The 15,658-nt window shown below is 66.7% G+C and carries 14 protein-coding genes and 2 tRNA genes; 2 read left to right on the top strand and 14 right to left on the bottom strand.

Going from position 1 to position 15,658, the window contains the following annotated elements; all coding sequences use genetic code 11:
- Nucleotides 1-4: 4 nt before the first annotated feature.
- The 6 genes from mreC to ABZS61_RS02525 form a co-directional block, all read right to left on the bottom strand.
- Entirely contained in the window at nt 5-1,063 is a 1,059-nt protein-coding gene (gene mreC / locus ABZS61_RS02500; protein WP_356414907.1) for a rod shape-determining protein MreC, read from the bottom strand.
- 98 nt (nt 1,064-1,161) lie between these two features.
- Nucleotides 1,162-2,181, bottom strand: coding sequence for a rod shape-determining protein (locus ABZS61_RS02505; protein ID WP_356414910.1), 1,020 nt, complete (start codon nt 2,179-2,181; stop codon nt 1,162-1,164).
- Between the two features lie 293 nt (nt 2,182-2,474).
- Nucleotides 2,475-2,888 (bottom strand): nucleoside-diphosphate kinase, encoded by a 414-nt coding sequence (ndk, locus tag ABZS61_RS02510; RefSeq protein ID WP_329211101.1) that lies wholly within the window; start codon nt 2,886-2,888, stop codon nt 2,475-2,477.
- 89 nt (nt 2,889-2,977) lie between these two features.
- On the bottom strand, nt 2,978-3,340 hold the full coding sequence (locus ABZS61_RS02515; protein WP_356414914.1) for a DUF4233 domain-containing protein: 363 nt from the start codon (nt 3,338-3,340) through the stop codon (nt 2,978-2,980).
- Between the two features lie 3 nt (nt 3,341-3,343).
- The gene (locus ABZS61_RS02520) at nt 3,344-4,867 is read right to left on the bottom strand and encodes a folylpolyglutamate synthase/dihydrofolate synthase family protein (RefSeq protein ID WP_356414916.1); all 1,524 of its coding nucleotides are present in this window, start codon (nt 4,865-4,867) and stop codon (nt 3,344-3,346) included.
- A 124-nt stretch (nt 4,868-4,991) separates the two neighbouring features.
- Nucleotides 4,992-7,613 (bottom strand): valine--tRNA ligase, encoded by a 2,622-nt coding sequence (locus tag ABZS61_RS02525; RefSeq protein WP_356414919.1) that lies wholly within the window; start codon nt 7,611-7,613, stop codon nt 4,992-4,994.
- Between the two features lie 137 nt (nt 7,614-7,750).
- Between ABZS61_RS02525 and ABZS61_RS02530 the strand changes: the two genes are divergently transcribed.
- Nucleotides 7,751-8,740, top strand: coding sequence for a hypothetical protein (locus ABZS61_RS02530; protein WP_356414922.1), 990 nt, complete (start codon nt 7,751-7,753; stop codon nt 8,738-8,740).
- Nucleotides 8,741-9,716: 976 nt separating this feature from the next.
- On the opposite strand, the gene ABZS61_RS02535 is transcribed toward ABZS61_RS02530, so the two are convergent.
- The 7 genes from ABZS61_RS02535 to ABZS61_RS02565 all read right to left on the bottom strand — a co-directional run bounded on the left by ABZS61_RS02535 (nt 9,717) and on the right by ABZS61_RS02565 (nt 15,157).
- Complete coding sequence (locus ABZS61_RS02535; protein ID WP_356414925.1) at nt 9,717-10,022, bottom strand: helix-turn-helix transcriptional regulator; 306 nt, start codon at nt 10,020-10,022, stop codon at nt 9,717-9,719.
- Nucleotides 10,023-10,037: 15 nt separating this feature from the next.
- Nucleotides 10,038-10,343 carry a type II toxin-antitoxin system RelE/ParE family toxin gene (locus ABZS61_RS02540; protein WP_356414928.1) on the bottom strand — a complete coding sequence of 102 codons (306 nt, stop codon included), beginning with the start codon at nt 10,341-10,343 and terminating at the stop codon, nt 10,038-10,040.
- An 81-nt stretch (nt 10,344-10,424) separates the two neighbouring features.
- Nucleotides 10,425-11,726 (bottom strand): ATP-dependent Clp protease ATP-binding subunit ClpX, encoded by a 1,302-nt coding sequence (gene clpX / locus ABZS61_RS02545; RefSeq protein ID WP_056785577.1) that lies wholly within the window; start codon nt 11,724-11,726, stop codon nt 10,425-10,427.
- Nucleotides 11,727-11,882: 156 nt separating this feature from the next.
- Entirely contained in the window at nt 11,883-12,566 is a 684-nt protein-coding gene (locus ABZS61_RS02550; RefSeq protein ID WP_356415149.1) for an ATP-dependent Clp protease proteolytic subunit, read from the bottom strand.
- Between the two features lie 74 nt (nt 12,567-12,640).
- On the bottom strand, nt 12,641-13,246 hold the full coding sequence (locus tag ABZS61_RS02555) for an ATP-dependent Clp protease proteolytic subunit (RefSeq protein ID WP_164494208.1): 606 nt from the start codon (nt 13,244-13,246) through the stop codon (nt 12,641-12,643).
- A gap of 279 nt (nt 13,247-13,525) precedes the next feature.
- Nucleotides 13,526-14,917: a trigger factor gene (gene tig, locus ABZS61_RS02560; protein WP_356414932.1), complete on the bottom strand. Its 1,392-nt coding sequence runs from the start codon at nt 14,915-14,917 to the stop codon at nt 13,526-13,528.
- A 163-nt stretch (nt 14,918-15,080) separates the two neighbouring features.
- Nucleotides 15,081-15,157, bottom strand: a tRNA-Pro gene (locus ABZS61_RS02565).
- A 158-nt stretch (nt 15,158-15,315) separates the two neighbouring features.
- Here ABZS61_RS02565 and ABZS61_RS02570 point away from each other — a divergent pair.
- Nucleotides 15,316-15,389: transfer RNA gene (locus tag ABZS61_RS02570), tRNA-Gly, on the top strand.
- A 55-nt stretch (nt 15,390-15,444) separates the two neighbouring features.
- Here ABZS61_RS02570 and ABZS61_RS02575 read toward each other — a convergent pair.
- Nucleotides 15,445-15,639: a hypothetical protein gene (locus ABZS61_RS02575; RefSeq protein ID WP_356414935.1), complete on the bottom strand. Its 195-nt coding sequence runs from the start codon at nt 15,637-15,639 to the stop codon at nt 15,445-15,447.
- Nucleotides 15,640-15,658: the final 19 nt, after the last annotated feature.

A 15,658-nucleotide genomic window follows, 5' to 3' on the forward strand; every position in this document is an offset into this window, starting at 1 on the left:
AGCTCTATTCCTGCTCGTCGGCCGCGTTGTCGGCGTTCGGGTCGGCGTTGCCCGACGCGTTCGCGTCGGGGCTCCCTGAGGCGTCGACGTCGGGCTTCTTGTTGATGTTCCCGACGACCTTGCCGCTGCCGTCGACCAGGTCACCGTTCGGCTGGACCGTGACGGTGACGGTCGGGGTGGGCTTCGGCTTCTCCGGCTTCTTGGGCTGCTTCGGCAGCACCATGTCGCGGGGGTCCTCACGCGGCGCCTGGACGACGACGCCGACGATGTCGAGCTTGGTGAAGCCGACGTACGGGCGGACGTAGACGGTCCTGGTCAGGTCGCCGCCCGACGGGTCGACACGGACGACTTCGCCGACCGGGACGCCGGGGACGAAGGGCTTGTCCTTGCTCGATCCGAAGGTGACCAGCCGGTCGCCCTTCTTCACCTTCGCCTTGCCGTTGAGGAACTGGACCGACAGCGGCCGGGAGCCCTGTCCGTTGGCGAAGCCGAGCTCGTCGGTCTTCTCCATCCGGGTGCCGACGGTGAAGTCGGGGTCGTTGGCCAGCAGGACGGTCGCGGTGTTCGGACCGACGGTGGTGACGCGGCCGACGAGCCCCTCACCGTTCAGTACGGTCATGTCGCGCCTGAGACCGTCGTTGGATCCCGCGTCGATGGTGATCGTCCAGGAGAAGCCCTGGGCCGCTCCTATGGCGATGACCTCGGCGCCCTTGATGCCGTACTGGCCTGCCCCGGCGGCCTTGAGCATGCTGTCGAGCTGGCGGATCTTGCTGCTGTTGCGGTCGTCGCTGCCCAGTTTCGCCTTGAGCGCGGCGTTCTCCTGCTCCAGGGCCGCGATCCGGTCGTGCCTTTCGCCGGAGTCCCGTACGGCGCCTATGGCGTTGCCCACCGGGTCCACCGCCGCTGCGACGCCGTTCTCGACCGGTCCGAAGACCGTGGCGGCGGCCTGCCGGGCGCCGTCGACCGGCGACTCCTCGCCACCGCGGATGTCCACCGTGATCAAAGCGAACGCGATGGCGATCAGCAGCACCAGGAGCAGCCGGCTCTCTCGTGTGTCCCTCACGTGCGGCGGCCGTGCCTTCCTCGTCGGAATGTTGGTGCCTGTATATCAACGTTCCGCCGTACGGGAGCGGCAGCACCCGTACGGCGGAACATCGGGTTCTACCGTCGGGGCTGGGCGTCCAGGACCTGCTGGAGCGCCTCGAACTCCTCGACGCACTTGCCGGATCCGAGTGCCACCGAGTCCAGCGGGTCCTCGGCGATGTGGATCGGCATGCCCGTCTCGTGGCGCAGTCGCTCGTCGAGGCCGCGCAGGAGCGCGCCGCCACCGGTGAGGACGATGCCGCGGTCCATGACATCGCCGGAGAGCTCCGGCGGACACTTGTCGAGCGTCGTCTTCACGGCGTCGACGATCGCGTTGACCGGCTCCTCGATGGCCTTGCGGACCTCCGAGGCGGAGATGACCACGGTCTTGGGCAGCCCGGAGACCAGGTCGCGCCCGCGGATCTCCGTGTGCTCCTCCTTCTCGAGGTCGAACGCCGAGCCGATCGTGATCTTGATCTGTTCGGCGGTGCGCTCACCGAGGAGGAGCGAGTACTCCTTCTTGATGTGCTGGATGATCGCGTTGTCCAGCTCGTCACCGGCGACCCGGATCGACTGGGCAGTGACGATTCCGCCGAGCGAGATCACCGCGACCTCGGTGGTGCCGCCACCGATGTCGACGACCATGTTGCCGGTGGCCTCGTGGACCGGCAGGCCGGAGCCGATGGCCGCGGCCATGGGCTCTTCGATGATGTGCACCTGGCGGGCGCCGGCCTGCGTCGACGCCTCGATGACGGCGCGTCGCTCGACCCCTGTGATGCCGGAGGGCACGCAGACGACGACCCGCGGGCGGGCCAGGTAGCGGCGCTTGTGGATCTTGAGGATGAAGTAGCGGAGCATGCGCTCCGTGATCTCGAAGTCGGCGATCACGCCGTCCTTCAGGGGCCGTACGGCAACGATGTTGCCCGGCGTACGGCCGATCATCTTCTTGGCCTCGGAGCCGACCGCCAGGATTCCGCCGGTGTTGGTGTTGATGGCCACGACGGACGGCTCGTTCAGGACGATGCCGCGCCCCCTGACGTACACCAGCGTGTTGGCAGTCCCGAGGTCGATAGCCATGTCACGGCCGATGAACGACATTGAGTTCCCCTTGTTCCCCATGAGGATGCGTCGGGCCTTCCCAAGAAGCGAAGAATGGCTTGTTTTAGGTAGGCGAGGGTTGGCGCTGCGGGCGTGGAAGCTTCCATCGTAGTGCCGTGAGCACGGACACAGCGCGAGGGTCCTTCGCCAATGTGAGCGGAACGGCTGCCCGTCCCACCCATGGTGACGTTACGTCGGAGGGATGCGTTCCCGCGATCCGGGGCCCTATGCCGAAGGGCGACCGAATTACTTCGGTCGCCCCAGGTCATGAGCGCTGATTGGCCGAGCCGACGTCAGGAAAGTCCGGGAAAGAAAAGCTTCAGTTCTCGCTCTGCGGACTCCTCGGAGTCCGAGGCGTGGATGAGGTTCTCCCGGGTGACCGTCCCGAAGTCGCCACGGATCGAGCCGGGCGCGGCGGCGATCGGGTCGGTGGGTCCGGCCAGGGCGCGAACACCCTCGATGATCCGCTCGCCTTCGGCCACCAGAGCGACGACGGGGCCGGAAGCCATGAACTCCACGAGCGGCTCGTAGAACGGGCGGCCCTTGTGCTCGCCGTAGTGCTGCTCCAGGGTCTCCTGGTCGAGCGTGCGCAGCTCCAGCGCGGTGATCGTCCAGCCGGCCTTGCGTTCGATGCGGCCGACGATCTCGCCGATCAGCCCACGCCGTACGGCATCCGGCTTGAGAAGGACGAGGGTGCGCTGAGTCATGTGCGGCTCCTTGCAGACTGCGGGTGCGGTGAGGCGAGATTACAGGGGCACGGGAACGGGCCGACGGCCGGGTTTACGCTGCGTCATCTTCAGGCCGGAGCCTCTGTGCCCTCCTGGGCCTCGGCCTGCGCCGCCCACCGCGCCTTCGCCTCGTCGATCTTGCGGCCGTAGTGCACCGAGGCCCACCACAGCACCGCGAAGACCAGGCCGAGGATGAACATCATCGGGACGACGAAGCCGCTCAGCACCAGGACGATCTGCAGCGCCCAGCCGAGCTGTATCCCGCCGGGCCGGGTGATCACGCCGCAGAGCAGCACGGACAGCAGCATGCCGATGCCGCAGACCGTCCAGACCGTGGCCATGGACATGTCGTCGGACTTCATCGCAACGAGTCCGGCGAAGCCGATCACGAAGAACTCACCGATCAACGTCGATGCACAGAGCGTACGCACAGGTCAGCGCCTTCCCAGAAGCAGCCGGGCCTCGCCGACCGTGATCACGGAACCGGTCACCAGGACTCCGGCACCCGCGTACTCCGCGTCCTCCTCGGCGAGGGTGATGGCGGCCTCCAGCGCGTCGTCGAGACGGGGCTCGACCTGCACGCGCTCGTTGCCGAAGACCTCGACGGCGACCGCGGCCAGCTCGTCCGCGTCCATCGCGCGCGGGCTGGAGTTCTGGGTGACGACGACCTCGGCGAAGACCGGTTCGAATCCTTCGAGGAGCCCCCGGACGTCCTTGCCCTCACTGGCGCCGACGACCCCGATCAGCCGCGAGAAGCTGAAGGCCTCGGAGATCCCCTCGGAGGCGGCACGGGCGCCCGCCGGGTTGTGGGCCGCGTCCAGGACGACCGTCGGACTGGACCGTACGACTTCGAGCCGGCCCGGCGAGAGCACCGCGAGGAAGGCCTTGCGGACCGCTTCGATGTCCAGGCTGCGGGCCTGCTCGGCGCCGATACCGAAGAACGCCTCGACGGCGGCGAGCGCCACCGCGGCGTTGTGCGCCATATGGGCGCCGTACAGCGGGAGGAAGACGTCCGCGTACTCCCCGCCGAGACCCCGGAGCGTCAGCAGCTGGCCGCCGACCGCGACCTCGCGGGAGACGACGCCGAACTCCATGCCCTCGCGGGCCACCGTGGCGTCCACCTCGACGGCCTTCTTCAGCATGACCTGCGCGGCGTCGACCGGCTGCTGGGCCAGGATCACCGTCGCACCCTGCTTGATCACTCCAGCCTTCTCGCCGGCGATCTCCGCCGGGGTCGTGCCGAGGCGGTCGGTGTGGTCCAGGGAGATGGGGGTGACGACGGCGACCGAGGCGTCGATGACGTTGGTCGCGTCCCAGGTGCCGCCCATGCCGACCTCGACGACCGCGACGTCGACCGGCGCGTCGGCGAAGGCCGCGTAGGCCATGCCCGTCAGCACCTCGAAGAACGACAGCCGGTACTCCTGCTGGGCGTCGACCATCTCGACGTACGGCTTGATGTCCTCGTACGTCTCGATGAAGCGCTCGGCCTCGATCGGGGCGCCGTCCAGGCTGATCCGCTCGGTGATCGACTGGACGTGCGGGGAGGTGTAACGGCCGGTGCGCAGCTCGAAGGCGTTGAGCAGGGCCTCGATCATGCGGGCCGTGCTGGTCTTGCCGTTCGTCCCCGTGATGTGGATCGAGGGGTAGGCGCGCTGCGGCTCACCGAGCACGTCCATCAGGGCCGCGATGCGGGTCACCGACGGCTCGAGCTTGGTCTCGCCCCAGCGTCCGGCGAGCTCCTGCTCGACGGCGCGCAGCGCCCTGTCGATCTCGGGGTCGGTGGGGCGGGCGGGGACCACATCGCCCTGGGGCGGTCCCGACTGGGTGCGCAGCGTGCGGCTCCCGGCCTCGATCACCGCCAGGTCGGGGTCGCGCTGGGTCGCTTCGTCGACGATCTCCTCAAAGGTGTCGTCGGAGTCTGACGCGTCGTGCCGGTCTGAAGGGCGGGGCTCACTCACAGGGCCAGTCTACGGATGTGCACCGACAACGCGCGCAGCGCCCGCTGCCCCGCTCCCCCCGGGGTACGACGAAGCCCCCGCTCCCCCGGTCGGTCGGGGGTGCGGGGGCTTCGTCCTCAGATCATCAGCTCTGCGGCAGATTCGCCAGCTGGGCGGTGATCCGCTCGATGTCGGCCTCGGCCTTCGCGAGCCGGCCACGGATCTTGTCGACCACGTTGTCGGGTGCCTTGCCCAGGAACGCCTCGTTGTTGAGCTTCCCGTTGGCCTGCGCCTTCTCCTTCTCGGCTGCGCCGAGGTCCTTCGTCAGGCGCTTGCGCTCGGCCTCGACGTCGATCGTGCCGGAGAGGTCCAGGGCAACCGTGGCTCCCGCGACCGGGAGCGTCGCCGTGGCGTGGAAGTCGTCGCCGGCGGGCTGGAGACGCGTGAGCTGACGCATGGCCGCCTCGTGCGGGGCCAGCGCCGTGCCCTCCAGGGCGAGCTCGGCCGGGACCTTCTGACCTGGCTGGAGGCCCTGATCGTTGCGGAACCGGCGAACCTCGGTGACGACCTGCTGGACGAGTTCGATCTCCTTCTCCGCCGCCTCGTCGCGGAAACCGGAATCTCCCGGCCAGTCGGCGATGACGATCGACTCGCGCCCGGTGAGCGCGGTCCACAACGACTCGGTGACGAAGGGGACGATCGGGTGCAGCAGCCTCAGCATCACGTCGAGGACCTCGCCGAGGACCCTGCTCGAGACCTCGGCCTGACGGCCGCCCGCGAAGAAGGTCGTCTTGGAGAGCTCGACGTACCAGTCGAAGACCTCGTCCCAGGCGAAGTGCCGCAGCGACTCACTGATCTTGGCGAACTGGAAGTCGTCGTAGTACGCGTCGACGTCCGCGACCGTCTTGTTCAGCCGCGACAGGATCCAGCGGTCGGTCACCGACATCTCGTCGGCGGACGGCAGATCGCCCTCGATGGTCGCGCCGTTCATCAGCGCGAAACGGGTGGCGTTCCAGATCTTGTTGGCGAACTTCGCGGAACCCTGGACCCAGTCCTCGCCGATCGGGACGTCGGTGCCCGGGTTGGCTCCGCGCGCGAGGGTGAAGCGCAGCGCGTCCGAGCCGTACTTGTCCATCCAGTCCAGCGGGTTGACCACGTTGCCGAAGGACTTCGACATCTTCTTGCCGTGCTCGTCGCGGACCATGCCGTGCAGGACGATCGTGCCGAACGGCGGGACACCGTCATTGACGTACAGGCCGAACATCATCATCCGTGCGACCCAGAAGAACAGGATGTCGTAGCCGGTGACGAGGACGGAGTTGGGGTAGAACTTCGCGAGGCTGTCGGTCTGTTCGGGCCAGCCGAGTGTGGAGAACGGCCACAGTCCCGAGGAGAACCAGGTGTCCAGGACGTCACTGTCCTGGCTCCAGCCCTCGCCGGTCGGCGCCTCGTCATCCGGACCGACACACACCATCTCGCCGTCGGGCCCGTGCCAGACAGGGATGCGGTGCCCCCACCAGAGCTGACGCGAGATGCACCAGTCATGGAGGTTGTCGACCCAGTCGAAGTACCGCTTCTCCATCTCCTGAGGGTGAATCTTGACCTTGCCGTCGCGGACGGCGTCACCGGCCGCCTTGGCGAGGGGAGCGACCGCGACCCACCACTGCATGGACAGACGCGGTTCGACGGTGGTCTTGCAGCGCGAGCAGTGGCCGACGGAGTGGACGTACGGCCGCTTCTCGGCGACGATCCGGCCCTCGGCACGCAGCGCGGCGACGATGGTCGAGCGGGCCTCCAGCCGGTCCAGTCCCTCGAAGGGGCCAGGGACGGTGATGACGGCGCGCTCGTCCAGGACGGTGAGGAACGGCAGGCCGTGGCGTGTGCCGATCTCGAAGTCGTTCGGGTCGTGCGCCGGGGTCACCTTGACGGCTCCGGTTCCGAACGCGGGGTCGACGTGGTGGTCGGCGACGACCGGGATCGTCCGGTCGGTCAGCGGCAGCTTGATCTGCTTGCCGACGAGGTGCCTGTAGCGCTCGTCGTCGGGGTGGACGGCGACGGCGGTGTCACCGAGCATCGTCTCGGCGCGGGTGGTGGCGACGACGATGGTCTCGTCGCCCTCGCCGTACTTCATGGAGACGAGCTCGCCGTCGTCCTCCTGGTACTCCACCTCGATGTCGGAGATGGCCGTGAGACACCGCGGGCACCAGTTGACGATGCGTTCCTTGCGGTAGATCAGCTCGTCGTCGTACATCTGCTTGAAGACGGTCTGGACGGCCTTGGACAGGCCCTCGTCCATCGTGAAGCGCTCACGGGACCAGGCGACACCCTCGCCGAGACGCCGCATCTGTCCGGAGATCTGGCCGCCGGACTCGTTCTTCCACTGCCAGACACGCTCGACGAAGGCCTCGCGCCCCAGGTCGTGGCGGGACTTGCCCTCCTTGCCGAGCTCACGCTCGACGACGTTCTGGGTGGCGATGCCGGCGTGGTCCATGCCCGGCTGGTACAGCGCCTCGAAGCCCTGCATCCGCTTACGGCGGACCAGTGCGTCGATCAGCGTGTGCTCGAAGGCGTGGCCCAGGTGGAGGGATCCGGTGACGTTCGGCGGCGGGATGACGATGCTGTAGGGCGGCTTGTCGCTGTTCTCATCAACTTCGAAATACCCGCGCTCTACCCAGCGCTCGTACAGCTTCCCCTCCACCTCGGCCGGCGCGTACTGGGTCGGCAGTTCGGGGTTGCTGACTGGCTGCTGCGATGCGTTCTCGGTCACGCCCCACAGTTTAGGGCCGTCACAGTCGCGCAATGAAACGGGATAGTTCAGTAACGGTGTGCTGCCCGGTGCCCCATGTCACGGCCCCATCCGCCAGGATGTTCGGAACGCATAAGCATTCTGGAGGGGACAGCCCAATGAGCTACAACCAGCCGGGCCCTTACGGCGGTCAGCCGCCGCAGGGCCAGCCCGGACCCTACGGCCAGCAGCCGGGCCCGTACGGCGGCCAGCCGCCGCAGGGCGCGCCGCAGGGCCAGCCCGGTTACGGCTACCCGCAGCAGGCCCCCCAGGGTGTCCCGCCGCAGCAGCCCCCGCAGGGCTACGGCTACCCGCAGCAGGGCCAGCAGCCGGGCCCTTACGGCCAGCAGCCGCCCACGCCCCCGTACGGCGGCCAGCAGGCGTACCCCGGCATGCCGCCGCAGCCGGACGCCCCGAAGAAGAAGACCGGCCTGATCATCGGCGCGGCCGTTGTGGCGCTGGCGGTTGTCGCGGGCGGGGTGTACTTCCTCACGTCGGGTGGGGGCAACGGCGACGTGGCCGACTCCACCAAGGGGTACAAGATCACACCGGCCGCCTCGGTAGGCGACTACAAGAAGAGCGACAAGAGCTCGTCCTCGGACACGATGACGAGCAAGGAGAAGGCCGAGGCCGAGGCCCTGGGCTTCAAGGACGCCCACAAGGTTGAGGCGCAGTACCAGAGCGGCGACCTCGAGAAGAATCCCCTCACGACCAAGATGCTCATGCTCTATGGCAATTGGGGCGAGGTGTCCGACCCGGCGAAGGCCCTCGACGGAATGTTCGCGCAGGCCAAGGTCGGGATGGCCGAGGACGAGGACGAGGGCAAGGCCACCCTGGTCGGCAGCCCCAAGAGCGTCACGCCGGAAGGCTTCGAGGGCGCGCTGATGAAGTGCCAAGAGATGAAGGTGGTCAACGACAAGGCCGACGGCACCGCGGCAGGAGGCCCCAAGGAGATGGTGATGCCTGTCTGCATCTGGGCCGACTACAGCACTGTCGCGGCGGTCATCGGCGTCGACATCGGCGCGGCCATGACCAACAAGTCCATGACACTCGACGAGACGGCTGCCCTCGCGGCCAAGCTCTACAACACCTCGCGCACCAAGGTCTGACCTGACCCACATAGCCAGAGGGGTGTCCATCCGTAGACCGGTGGGCACCCCTTGGGTTATGTGGCAGAAACGGTGCCGCCACCACTGTGGCGAAATTCTCGCAACGATTCCGCAATTCCTGTCGATCGCACAGGATTCATCGCCCGCATGGTCCCGACAGCACAAAAAGTAGCTGGCACCGGGATAGGTCGAATCCGCCGCAAGTTGTTCGCAGACCTCTCACTTCTCGCTCCCGCCCCTGAAGGTGAGCAGTCAGTACGGGACGTCCACCCAGGCGCCACGACCTACCGGCGCGACAACATGGCACAGGAGCGCCGGACGGCATCCCACCGAGGACGCCGAACCTTCGAGACGTCAGTACGAATAGCAGGCGGCATACGCATGCGCGTTCTTAACTCCCAGGTCAATCAACTTGACTTGACACACAGCCCTCCGAGCTTCAGCCACAACATTGGTCAGACTGGTGCTCGCATGTGCGTAAGCACAAGCCGACTTCGATTTAGCCCCAACAACGTATCCGTTGTTATGCAGGGATATTTCACATCGCTGCGGGCTTGCGTTCGCCACTCCCGCACTGACCACCGGGAGAGAAACGCCCGCCACAATCACGCTGGCAGCCACAACTGCTCGCCGAACACCAAGAAGGCTCAACCTATTTACCCCAGTTCTCATTAACGGAAATCTAAGCGCCAAGAGTAATCAGAAATGCACACACCAGTCCAGTAACGGGGGTTTAACGGCTCAATCCAATCTTCATCTCAACACTTTGACCTAAACATGACCCTGATCCGCCTCCTACTGCGAGGTTGCACAGCCAGCATCACAGCGGCCACAAGCCTCAACGCCGAAGGGGCGCCCGGCCAGTGGCCGGGCGCCCCTTCGCGTGCGTATCGCTGCCGCTACGCGGACTTCTCGTGGCGGCCGCCGTCCCCGTTCTTGCCGATCGTGCACGGGGCCGACCTAGGGGGCCGTGGCCTCAGAGCCTCACGGACACGTTCCCGACCGTGGCCAGTATCGTCAGCTCGCCCCCGATGGCATGCAGGTAGGCCGAGATGGTCGACGTGTCCAGGCGCACGCCGCCACGCTCGATCTGGCTGATGCGCCCCTGCGTCACACCCATGGCCTTCGCCACCTGCACCTGGGTCATCCCCTGCGCCTTCCGGAGGGAGGCGAGCTCGTGACCTCGCTCCGCGTCGACCATCTCGCTCTTGATCGCATCGATGCGGGCGCGCTTCTCCGGGGTGATGTCAGCCGTGAGGTCGGCCATGCTGCCGAGACTCATCCGTCGTCCTCCTCCTCAGAGCTTCAAGGTAAGCCATGTACTTGGCGTCGGCTTCTTTGATCGCCTTCGGGTACCAGGCCGCCCGCTCGCTTTGTTTCCCGCAACGAGGAACACCGCTCGTCTCACCGGATCAAAGACGAAGAGCATCCGGATGCTGACCGTGCTGCCGTTCCGTGAACGGAGCTCGCGCATATTGCGGTACCGACTGTCCTCGATCGCCCCCACCGTCGGACGGCCTAACGCCGGACCGGCCTCCTGGGTGGCGCTGACGTGATCGTGACTGGATCCTCCTTGGCCAGCGTCTGAATCCGTCCAGGACATCTACAAAGTCCGTGAAGCAAGAAAGGGGCGCCCGGCCAGTGGCCGGGCGCCCCTTCGGCGTACGTATCGCTGACGCCGCCGCTACGCGGACTTCTCGTGGCGGCCGCCGTCGTCGTTCTTGCCGATCGTGCGCGGCTCGCGCGGGACCAGCGTCGGGTTGACGTTGTTGCGGACGACGTCCGGGGTGATGACCACGCGGGCCACGTCCTTGCGGGACGGGACCTCGTACATCACGGACTGGAGGACTTCCTCCATGATCGCGCGGAGACCACGCGCACCCGTCTGGCGCAGGATCGCCTGGTCGGCGATGGCTTCCAGCGCCTCGCGCTCGAAGTCCAGCTCCACACCGTCGAGTTCGAACAGCCGTTGGTACTGCTTCACCAGGGCGTTGCGCGGCTCGACCAGGATCTGGAGCAGCGCCTCGCGGTCCAGGTTGTGGACCGAGGTCAGCACGGGAAGGCGGCCGATGAACTCGGGGATCATCCCGAACTTCACCAGGTCCTCCGGCATGACCTCCTGGAACTGGTCGCTCGCCTGGATCTCCAGCTTCGATCGGATCGTCGCGCCGAAGCCGATGCCCTTGGCGCCGGCGCGCGACTCGATGATCTTCTCCAGACCGGAGAAGGCACCGCCCACGATGAACAGCACGTTCGTCGTATCGATCTGGATGAACTCCTGGTGCGGGTGCTTCCGGCCGCCCTGCGGCGGTACGGAGGCCGTGGTGCCCTCCAGGATCTTCAGCAGGGCCTGCTGGACGCCCTCGCCGGAGACATCGCGGGTGATCGACGGGTTCTCGCTCTTGCGGGCGACCTTGTCGATCTCGTCGATGTAGATGATCCCGGTCTCGGCCTTCTTGACGTCGTAGTCCGCAGCCTGGATCAGCTTCAGCAGGATGTTCTCGACGTCCTCGCCGACATAGCCGGCCTCCGTCAGCGCCGTCGCGTCGGCGATGGCGAACGGCACGTTGAGCATGCGGGCCAGCGTCTGCGCGAGGAGCGTCTTGCCGGAGCCCGTGGGGCCCAGCAGCAGGATGTTGGACTTGGCGAGCTCGATCGCGTCGTCACGATTCGCGCCGCCGCCGTTCTCACCGGCCTGGACCCGCTTGTAGTGGTTGTACACCGCGACCGAGAGGGCCTTCTTCGCGGGCTCCTGCCCGACGACGTACCCCTCGAGGAACTCGTAGATCTCGCGCGGCTTGGGGAGCTCCTCCCACCGCACCTCGGAGGTCTCCGCGAGCTCCTCCTCGATGATCTCGTTGCAGAGATCGATGCACTCGTCGCAGATGTACACACCGGGTCCTGCGATGAGCTTCTTCACCTGCTTCTGGCTCTTGCCACAGAACGAGCACTTGAGCAGGTCGCCGCCATCACCGATGCGTGCCACGAGGTGCTTCCCCTTCGCCTGGGAGCAGCCTGGTTCAGCGGCTCCTGGTGCCTCTATCCGACGGTACCTTGCCTGGCCCCCCGTTCGGGCCCCCCTTGGCACGGTTCACACGGCCGTGGCCGTGCTGATGGAATGTGCCAAGGGGAAAGACCGACGTCAGACGGCCGCGCCGGCTGTGGTCTTGCGGGTGGAGACAATCTGGTCCACCAGACCGTACGCGAGTGCGTCGTCGGCGGTAAGGATCTTGTCGCGCTCGATGTCCTCGCTGATCTTCTCCAGCGGGGTGGTGGAGTGCTTGGCCAGCATCTCCTCGAGCTGGGTGCGCATCCGCAGGATCTCGTTGGCCGCGATTTCCAGGTCGGAGAGCTGCTCACGGCCGGTCTGCGAGGACGGCTGGTGGATCAGCACACGGGCGTGCGGGAGCGCCATGCGCTTGCCCGGGGTGCCCGCGGCGAGCAGGACGGCGGCGGCGGAGGCCGCCTGGCCCATGCAGACCGTCTGGATGTCCGGCTTCACGAACTGCATCGTGTCGTAGATCGCGGTGAGCGCGGTGAACGAGCCGCCGGGGCTGTTGATGTAGATCGAGATGTCGCGGTCCGGGTCCATCGACTCCAGGCACAGCAGCTGCGCCATGACGTCGTTGGCCGAGGCGTCGTCGATCTGCACGCCGAGGAAGATCACGCGCTCCTCGAAGAGCTTCGCGTACGGGTCGTACTCACGCACACCCTGCGAGGTGCGCTCCACGAAGCGCGGGACGACGTAGCGGTTGTCCACCTGCGGGCCGGTGTAGAGGCCGCTCGCGGAGACGCCGGAGAAGTTGTTCATGTGGGTGTTCACCATCCTGGTGGCGTTCATGTGGGCTGGGAGTCTCGGCGTACGAGAGGGTGCGGCGTGGTGCCTGTCCGGGGGCCGGATCAGGCGCCGGTGCCGCCGCCGCCCGGGATGCCCGACGCGACCGTGATGATCTCGTCGATGAGGCCGTAGTCCTTGGCCTCCTCCGCCGTGTACCAGCGGTCGCGGTCGCCGTCGCGGATGATCGTTTCCACGGTCTGGCCGGAGTGGTGGGCGGTGATCTCCGCCATCCGCGTCTTCGTGCGGAGCAGGTACTGGGCCTGGATCTTGATGTCCGAGGCGGTACCGCCGATGCCGGCCGAACCCTGGTGCATGAGGATGTCGGTGTTCGGGAGCGCGAAGCGCTTGCCCGCCGTACCACCGGTGAGCAGGAACTGGCCCATCGAGGCCGCCATGCCCATACCGATGGTGACCACGTCGTTCGGGATGTACTGCATGGTGTCGTAGACCGCCATGCCTGCCGTCACCGAGCCGCCGGGGCTGTTGATGTAGAGGTAGATGTCCTTGTCCGGGTCCGCGGCAAGGAGCAGGAGCTGTGCGGTGATCTTGTTGGCGATGTCATCGTCGACCTGCTGACCGAGGAAGATGATGCGTTCGCCGAGCAGTCGGCTGTAGACCTGGTCACCGAGGCCTCCACCGAGGGACGGCTCTCCGGCGGCGTAGGGCATCAGATTCGTCACGTATCCACCTGCTCGTCTCTGACGGCTCCGGCCGTCTCAGCGTCTTCGTACCGGGTGGGCCGGGACTGAACCCGACCCTTCCTCTTCATGGACCCTAACGCGCAGGTGGGACAACGCCATCCCGCTTCCCCAACTGTTCGCTGGGAGCGCAAGGTCGGCAGTCCGCACAAGGGTTCTGGGGGTGTGGACGGATACGCCGACGGGCCCCGGACGTGGTGCGTCCGGAGCCCGTCGTGTACGGATCAGAAAAGCCGATCAGTTCGAGGATCAGGCCTCGGTCTTCTCGTCGCCGGCGGCCGCGTCAGCGGTGCCCTCGGCGGCCTCGACCGTCTCGACGGCCTCTTCCTCGTCGTCCTCGAGCTCGACGACCTCACCGTTGGTGTCGACGACCTTGGCGGCCTCGACGACCACCGCGAGCGCCTTGCCGCGGGCGACCTCGCCGACGAGCATCGGCACCTGGCCGCCTTCGACGACGGCCTGGGCGAACTGGTCGGGGCTCATGCCGGAGGAAGCAGCGCGCCGCATGAGGTGCTCGGTGAGCTCCTCCTGGTTGACGTTCAGCTTCTCCTTGTTGACGAGCTCGTCCAGGATGAACTGGGTCTTGATGCCCTTGATGGCCTGCTCGGAGGTCTCGGCCTCGAACTCCTCGAGCGTCTTGCCCTGGATCTCCAGGTACTTCTCGAGGTCGAGACCCATCTGGCCGAGCTGGTGGTGCTCGAGGTTGTGCTTGCGGGTCTGGACCTCGTCCGCGAGAAGCTTCTCGGGGATCGGGACCTCGGCCAGCTTCAGCAGCTCGTCGAGGACGCGCTCCTGGGCCTGGGTGGCCTGGTCGTACTGCTTGGTGTTCTCGAGGCGCTTGCGGCTGTCCTCGCGAAGCTCGGCGAGCGTGTCGAACTCGCTCGCCATCTGCGCGAAGTCGTCATCCAGCTCGGGCAGTTCGCGGGAGGCGACGGTGGTGACCTTGACGGTGACCTCCGCTTCCTTGCCCTCGGCGGAGCCGCCCTTCAGCTCGGAGGTGAAGGTGGCCTCGCCACCGGCCTCCAGGCCGGTCACGGCCTCGTCGATGCCCTCGAGGAGCTCGCCGGAACCGATGGTGTACGAGACACCGGCGGCCACGCCGTCCTCCAGGACCTCGCCCTCGACCTTGGCCTCAAGGTCGATCGTGACGACGTCGCCCTCGGCGGCGGCGCGCTCGACCGGGTTGGTCGAGGCGAAGCGCTCGCGGAGCTGCTCCACGGCCTTGTCGACGTCCTCGTCGGTGACCTCGAGTGCGTCCACGGTGACCTCGATGCCGGAGTAGTCCGGAATCTCGATCTCGGGACGGACATCCACCTCGGCGGTGAAGGCCAGCAGCTCGCCGTCCTTCAGTTCGGTGATGTCAACCTCGGGCTGGCCCAGAACGTTGAGCTCACCCTCGTTGACAGCCTCGGTGTAGAACTTCGGAAGGGCGTCGTTGACGGCCTCCTCCAGCACAGCACCACGGCCGAACCGCTGGTCGATGACGCGGTTGGGGATCTTGCCCTTACGGAAGCCCTTCACCGTGACCTGCTGGTTGATCTTCTTGTACGCCGCGTCGAGGCTGTCCTTGAGCTCCTCGAAGGGCACCTCAATGCTGAGCCGAACCCGGGTCGGGTTCAGGGTCTCCACGGCGCTCTTCACGGTTCGGTCTCCTTGGTGGCTGACTTCTTGGGGTTCTGCTGGGCCGCCGAGAGGCGGCTTCGCGGATCGAGCCCGGTACATCAGACACACGGGCACGCAATTTGCATAGTAACGGCAAGCGGGATGACTCCCACAACGCGATCTTGCCTGGAGATCTTGCTGGTGGTCGGGGTGGCCGGATTCGAACCGACGACCTTCCGCTCCCAAAGCGGACGCGCTACCAAGCTGCGCCACACCCCGTCGGTGCGACACGTAGGGTACATGCCGACAGGCAGTGCGCAGCACGCTTTTCGAAGGCGGTCACGGACGGTCACACCGATACAGGTGTGCGCACACCTTCCCCGACCCGCTACGATGCTTTTCGTGCCGCGGTCCACAGGACCTGCGGTGCACCGCTTGCGGGCGTAGCTCAATGGTAGAGCCCTAGTCTTCCAAACTAGCTACGCGGGTTCGATTCCCGTCGCCCGCTCCACGCCAGGGCCCGGTCCGACGGTTACTCGTCGGACCGGGCCCTTTGCGTGCGCGGATCAGAAGCTGATCTGGTTGATCGTCTCGGCTATCGAGTTCATGAATCTGTTGATCGACGGCGCCATGCCCGTCGACGCGAGAAAGAAGCCGAAGAGGACGGCCACGATCGCCGGCCCGCCCTTGATGGACCCGCCGCGGATCAGCACCACCAGGATGATCCCCAGCATCAGCACCACAGACAGTGAAATGGCCACGACTGATCACACCCTTGGT

Origin of the sequence: Streptomyces sp. NPDC005566 (genome assembly GCF_040605575.1) — a bacterium.
Taxonomy (GTDB): domain Bacteria; phylum Actinomycetota; class Actinomycetes; order Streptomycetales; family Streptomycetaceae; genus Streptomyces.

Bases quoted from the DNA above. Each gene is read 5' to 3' on its own strand.
- ABZS61_RS02505 (WP_356414910.1), bottom strand. From the start codon at position 2,181: ATGTCGTTCATCGGCCGTGACATGGCTATCGACCTCGGGACTGCCAAC.
- ndk (WP_329211101.1), bottom strand. From the start codon at position 2,888: ATGACTCAGCGCACCCTCGTCCTTCTCAAGCCGGATGCCGTACGGCGT.
- ABZS61_RS02530 (WP_356414922.1), top strand. From the start codon at position 7,751: ATGAGCTACAACCAGCCGGGCCCTTACGGCGGTCAGCCGCCGCAGGGC.
- ABZS61_RS02535 (WP_356414925.1), bottom strand. From the start codon at position 10,022: ATGAGTCTCGGCAGCATGGCCGACCTCACGGCTGACATCACCCCGGAG.
- ABZS61_RS02540 (WP_356414928.1), bottom strand. From the start codon at position 10,343: ATGTCCTGGACGGATTCAGACGCTGGCCAAGGAGGATCCAGTCACGAT.
- ABZS61_RS02550 (WP_356415149.1), bottom strand. From the start codon at position 12,566: ATGGTGAACACCCACATGAACAACTTCTCCGGCGTCTCCGCGAGCGGC.
- ABZS61_RS02555 (WP_164494208.1), bottom strand. From the start codon at position 13,246: ATGCCCTACGCCGCCGGAGAGCCGTCCCTCGGTGGAGGCCTCGGTGAC.